Annotated in this window: 5 protein-coding genes; all 5 read right to left on the bottom strand. The window is 66.2% G+C overall.

Going from position 1 to position 5,810, the window contains the following annotated elements; genetic code table 11:
• Positions 1-144: ESPR domain-containing protein (locus tag G3436_RS29040; RefSeq protein ID WP_163948994.1), on the bottom strand; the 144-nt coding region annotated here is incomplete at its 3' end.
• Positions 145-184: 40 nt separating this feature from the next.
• The gene (locus G3436_RS20925; RefSeq protein ID WP_163948996.1) at positions 185-703 is read right to left on the bottom strand and encodes a toxin-activating lysine-acyltransferase; all 519 of its coding nucleotides are present in this window, start codon (positions 701-703) and stop codon (positions 185-187) included.
• An 8-nt stretch (positions 704-711) separates the two neighbouring features.
• Positions 712-2,484 carry a ShlB/FhaC/HecB family hemolysin secretion/activation protein gene (locus G3436_RS20930; protein ID WP_243667241.1) on the bottom strand — a complete coding sequence of 591 codons (1,773 nt, stop codon included), beginning with the start codon at positions 2,482-2,484 and terminating at the stop codon, positions 712-714.
• A 258-nt stretch (positions 2,485-2,742) separates the two neighbouring features.
• Positions 2,743-4,740: a TonB-dependent receptor family protein gene (locus tag G3436_RS20935; protein WP_163948998.1), complete on the bottom strand. Its 1,998-nt coding sequence runs from the start codon at positions 4,738-4,740 to the stop codon at positions 2,743-2,745.
• A 63-nt stretch (positions 4,741-4,803) separates the two neighbouring features.
• Positions 4,804-5,810, bottom strand: a 1,007-nt coding sequence (locus G3436_RS20940; protein WP_163949001.1) for an aminotransferase-like domain-containing protein, incomplete at its 5' end; no start/stop codon positions are given.

The raw sequence follows: 5,810 nt of genomic DNA on the forward strand, positions 1-5,810 counted from the left end.
AAGCTCGGCCGAGCCGCCAGCCGGCCCGGCCACCGGGCCGCTGGTGACGCCCGGGGCCTTGCCCTGGCTGGCGACGTTCTCGGCCACCACCATCAGCAGACCGCGAGCCTTGTTGAAAACGATACGATAAAGATGCTTGTTCATTGCAATTCCATTTGCGGTGCCAGACCGCCAGAAGTCAGGGTTACGCTGTGAGTCCCAGCGGGTGCGCAGCAAACCAGGCATGTGCCTGTTCGGGGATCACGCCGATCCCCATGTGGGTCTTGACCCGCAGCCCACGCTCTTCGCCGTGGTGGTCGAGCGAGCGCATGCAGCGGTTGGGGAACAGCTGGCGCTGTATCAGGCGCGCCAGGTCGGTGGTGTGGCCGAACGGGGCGACGAAGTCGTTGAGCCACAGGCGCTCGCCGCAGTTCCAGTCGGCATCCTCGCGCTCCAGCGGCGAGCGCTCGAGGTAGCGCTGCTCGGCATCGGCATCCAGGTTGAGCCAGGCCAGGTAGAACACCGGCTTGCCGGCCTCGCTGCCGAGCACGAACTGGCGGTGCTTGAGGGCCGGCAACAGCAGGCGTGGCAGGCTGTGCAAGGGGGCATCGCGGTGGGCGCTGGAGTGCATCCACAGCCAGGCCACCGAGCCGAGCACGGTGGCCTCGTTCCAGGGTTCGTCGCTGAACGCGGGGGCGATGAGGTCGAAACGGTCATAGCGCATGGCAGGCCTCAGAACGACAGGGAAACAGTGAAAGCGCTGGTGATGTTGGCCGTCTCGAAACCGTCCGGTTTCTTCAGCGGCGTGCCAAACGACCAGTCGTAGGACAAGGCCTTGTAGCCACCGCGTACCCCGACCACTGCACCGGCCAGGCGCTTGCCGACCAGGTAGTCGCTGGAGTGGCCGCTGACCTGGCCGTAGTCGATGCCGGTGTACAGCTCCTGCTCGGTCGCGCCCAGGGTCAGGCCGACTTCGTTGCGCAGGGTCCAGCCGCGTTCGGCCGAGAGGATGTTCTCGCCGTCGAAACCGCGCACGGTGTAGCGCCCACCGATGGAAAAGCGGTCTTGCGGCACCAACGCCGAGCGGTTCCACTGCGCACGCCAGCCGCTGATGTAGCGCAGGCGCTGGTTGTAGGCGACGAAGGGCACCTGCAACTGCGCGTCGGCACTGATGATCTTCGAGCGCGCCGTGCCCTCGCCAGTGAGCTCTTCGGGCGCCTGCAACGCGCCATGCGCGCCGGTGCCACGGCGGTAGCCGGCACTCAGGTCGAGGGTCGCCGCGCCGATGAACTCGCGGTGGCTGAGCCCGGCTTCCCATCCGGCCATGCGCCGGCGCTGCAACTCGATTTCGGTGTCGTCGATGAAGTTTTCCGAGGTACGCGTCCACAGGCTGCTCCAGGCTGTGGTCTTGCGCACCGCATCGCGGTAGAGCAGCCGCGACAGGCGCAGTTCGTTGTTGCGCGTTTCGCCGCGGTACTGATAGCGCTGGTTCTCGCCGGCGACGCTCTGGTGGTAGTCGTACTCGCTGCTGGTGAAGCCCAGCAGCCAGTAGCCGAAAGGCACCGAGTAATGCAGCGTGTTGCCCCGCGAGCCGCGGTTGCCCGATTCGCCGCCGCCCATGTCCTGGGTGGTGCTGGCATAGAACAGATCGTTGAGCGAAAGCACGTTGTCCAGCGACAGCGCCAGGTTGCCCTGGTACTTGCCGGTGGTCTTGCTGCCGGAGTTATCCACAGACAGGCTGAGCCTGGCCGGGAACGCCTGGCGCCAGGCGATCACCACATCGCTTTCACCCGGTGCGGCATCGCTGGCCTGGGCCGGGGCGATCTGGATATCGGCTTCGGCGGTGGGTACACGCTTGAAGTTCTCCAGGGCCTGCTCGATATCGCGCAGGTTGAGCAGCTCGCCAGAGCGTGCGGGCATGGCGTTCCAGGCATTGGCACGGGCGCTGGTACCTTCGGCAAAACGAATGTCGCGAATGCGCCCCGGGATCAGGGTCAGGCGCAGCTCGCCCTGGCTCAGGTCCTGCTCCTCGGCCAGCACACGGGTCGTGACGTAGCCTTTTTCGATGATCGCGTTCTGGATGCGTTTCATCGTCAGATTGATCCCGCCTGCGCCCAGGCAGCGCCCGGCAGCCGGGTCGTATTCCGGGTTGGCGGCGCGCAGGGCCCATTGGAACTGCTCGGCCGCGTCGCCCACCAGGCGGATGTGGCGGATCGCAAAGCACGGGGTTTCGCTGGCCGGCAGGCGGCCTTCGCCTTCATCGCCAGTAGCGGCTTCGAGACGTACGTCGGGGCGTGCTTCGAGCTGTTCGCGCAGCACGCGCTCGCGCTCGCGCTGGCGCAGCAGTTCGGCGTTAGGGTCGGCCGCTTGCGCGGTGCTGCCCACGCCTGCGGCCCAGGCAAACACGGCCAGCAGCAGGGCGGCGACAGGGGTGGGGGGCAAAGCGCTGACGAAACGGTGGGCAACACTCATCGTCAACGCCCGGCAACGGGCGATCGGCTGCATGGCACATCCTTGTGGGCCGGAATTCAGAAATGGGGGGGCGAGGCGTCGCTTAGCGACGGCGTGTTAACGCAGGCAAACGGACAACGAATTGCCCTGCAACCTCTACCGAAACCCTCTGACGGTGGTTTCGGAATAAAGTTGCGCGGGGATAGACGGAAACGTGATGGGGTTCAAGCTTTGGGGCACATCTTCGCCGGCACGGCCGGCGCCTACAGATTCATCGCGAATCCGGCGCACCCCCATGCTGTTGCAGCAACCTCAAAAACTGGCGCGCACCCCCGCATACACCGTCCGCCCAGGACCCGGCTCGTAATAACGTGCAGCCGTATCGTTGATGCGCAGGTTGTCGTAGTAACGACGATCGGTCAGGTTATCCACACCCAGGTAGGGCTCCAGCTCCTGGCCCTGCAACGTGATCAGCTTGCCGACACGCAGGTTGAACAAGGCATTGCCAGCCACCCGCGCAGCATTGCCATTGTCGGCGTACTGCGGGCCGTAGGCGTTCATGTTGACCCGCGCATAGAATGCATCCGACTGGTACGCCACTTCGCTGAACAAGGTCTGCCGGGGAATGCCCGGCAAGCGGTTGTCGTCATACCCCTCGAAACGGGTGTAGTGGTAGTCGTTGTAGCTGTAGGCCATCGACAGGCGCCAGTTATCCACAGGCCGGTATTCGCCACTCAGCTCGAAACCCTCACGCCGGGACTTGCCGGCGTTGCTGTAGGTATTGCCCCGGTCAGTACTCTGCGCCACCAGTTCGTCCTTGAGCAGGATGCTGTAGACCACGGCCTCCAGGCGCAGGTCGTCCCACTCGCCTTTCACACCCAGCTCACGGGTCAGTGCGCGGGCCGGCTGCAGGCCGGTGTTGAACCCGCCCGCCATGGGGTTGCTCAGTTCGTTGAGGGTCGGGGTCTCGAACGAGGTGGCCAGGCGCGCATAGGCCATGGTGTGCGCGGTGAAGCGATAGCTCAGGCCAGTACTGTAGTTGAAGTCCTCGAAACGCTGCGCATCCGAGGCATCGCCATCGCCGCTGAAACGATCATCGACCGCCTGGCGCGTAGCGTCGTAGCGACCACCCAGGGTCAGTTGCAGGCGCTCGGTGAGGTCGATGCTGTCTTGCACATACAGGCCATAACCCCCGGCCTTTTCGCGCTGGCGCAGGGTAAGGTCGCCGGTATGCCCGCCGACCTCGTTGTTGTGCCGCTCGCGGTCGTCGCGCTGCTGCTCGATGTCGAGTCCGGTGGTCAACTGGTGGCCCAGGCCGAACCAGTTGGCCAGGTGCGTGTATTGCCCGCCCATCCCGGCGAACAGCCGGCTGTAGGTGGTCTGCCCGCCCGCCCGCAGCGGCAGGCGGTTGCCGAAGTCACGCCGGCCCAGCCAACTGCGCAGTTGGTAGCTGTCGGTGTCGCTGAGCTGGCTGGTCCAGTTGATGGCCAGGCGTTGCTGGTTCATGTGTTCATCGGAATTGAACAGCAGGCTTTGCGCCCGCGCCTGGCTGCGCTTGTCGCGCACCTGGGCAAGGGTCAGCGCGCCGGGGTCTTCGGAGCGGTTGTCGAGGGCCTGCAAGGTCACCCCCAGCTCGCCCGCCTCCGCCTGCCAGCGCAGCTTGCCAGTGAGGTTGCGCGCCTCGGAAGCCGAGTGTTCGCGGTAGCCGTCCAGGTTGGTGACGTTGAGCGCCAGCAGGCCCCCCAGGTTGCCCGAGGTGCCGCTGGTTTCGGCCCGCACACGCCGATAGCCGTCCGCGCCGCCACTGATGTCCACGCTCGACCGCGGTTGCAGCGAAGGCTCGCGGGTGGTGATCGCCAGCACACCCCCGGCACCGTTGCCGTACAACGTCGAGGCCGAGCCGCGGATCACTTCGATGTTCTCCACCAGGCCCAGGTCGACACCGTCCATTTCGGTCTGGCCGTCGGGCATGGTCAGCGGCACGCCGTCCACCAGCACGCGAATGCCACGCATGCCGAAGCTGGAGCGCGCGCCAAAGCCGCGGATCGACAGGCGCATGCCCTGGGCCATGTTGTAGCGGCTCTGGGGCACGGTGCCCGGCACCGCCGTGAGCAGGCTGTCGAGGGTCAGCAACTGCTCGCCGGGCTTGTCGGCGACATTCACCGAACTGACCGCCGCCGGGGTCTGCAGCCACTCGGAAGTGACCCGCGTGGAGGTCACTTCCAGCGGCGCCAGGTCGACACTGTCAGCACTCGCACAGCCGGAGCCGAGCAGCAGGAGGGTGAGGACGGAGGGCCGCCTTGGCAACATGGGAATTCCTTGTAGAAATGGCCGCAGGTGCTGCACACCGCGGCCGACGCGTTTGAGCCGACGTTATAACGCAGATGAACGGACCGCAGTACTGTCCAATAGTACCGTCAGCACGGCCCACACCTGCGGGTCATCGCTACAGGCGATGTTGAAGCGCATGCAGCCCAGCAGGGCCGGATCAGGGCCGAACAGGCTGCCGGGGCTGAGCAGCATGTCACGCGCCAGCCCCGCACGGGCCAGGGCTTCGCTGTCGCAGCCGGCGGGCAGCCGCGCCCAGATGAACAGGCCCCCGGCATAGGCCTGCAACGGCGTGCAACCGAGGGCGCGCAAGCGCTGCTCGACGCGCCCCGCAGCTTCCTGCAGACGCAGTTGCAGGCGCTTGCGGTGCTTGTCGTAGCTGCCGTCGGCAAGCAGTTGGCCCACCACCTGTTCGAGCAGTTCGCAGGTAATGCCGCCGCTCATCAACTTGAGGTGGATGAGGCTGGCGGCCAGTTGCGGCGCGGCGACCACGAAGCTGGCGCGGGCGTTGGCACTGAAGGTCTTGGAGAAGCCCGAGACATAGGTGACCTGCTCCAGGCCCGCGAGCGCCGCCAGGCGTGCCGGGGGCTGCGGATGCAGGTCGGCGTAGAGGTCGTCCTCGATGACATGGCAGTCGTACTGACGCGCCAGTTGCAAAAGCGCGAACGCCTGGCCGGGGGTAAACGAATGCCCGGTGGGGTTATGCAGCACGCCGGTGGTCAGGTACAGCCTGGGGCGGTGTTGCGCCAGCAGTTGTTCAAAGCGCGCCAGATCAAGGCCGTCGGCGCCCCGCTCCAGGGTCACGCTGCGCGCGCCATGCAGGGCCAGGTTGGCGTGGAAGTTGAAATAGCAGGGGCTGTCGAGCACCACGCAATCACCTGGGCGCAGCAACAGGCGCAGCAGCATGTCCAGCGCCTGCACGGTGTTGCTGGTGGTGACGATCTGCTCCAGCGGAGCGCCGATGCCCTGCCCGTGCAGGCGCGCCTGCAAGGTCTGGCGCAGCGGCAGGTAACCGGCCGGGGCGCCGTAGCCGGCAATGCGCAGGCGCGGCG

This window comes from Pseudomonas brassicae (assembly GCF_010671725.1).
Classification (GTDB): domain Bacteria; phylum Pseudomonadota; class Gammaproteobacteria; order Pseudomonadales; family Pseudomonadaceae; genus Aquipseudomonas; species Aquipseudomonas brassicae.

What these genes read in the sequence shown, in the direction of transcription:
- G3436_RS20925 (WP_163948996.1), bottom strand. Translation starts at nt 703, where the DNA reads ATGCGCTATGACCGTTTCGACCTCATCGCCCCCGCGTTCAGCGACGAA.
- G3436_RS20935 (WP_163948998.1), bottom strand. Translation starts at nt 4,740, where the DNA reads ATGTTGCCAAGGCGGCCCTCCGTCCTCACCCTCCTGCTGCTCGGCTCC.
- G3436_RS20930 (WP_243667241.1), bottom strand. Translation starts at nt 2,484, where the DNA reads ATGCAGCCGATCGCCCGTTGCCGGGCGTTGACGATGAGTGTTGCCCAC.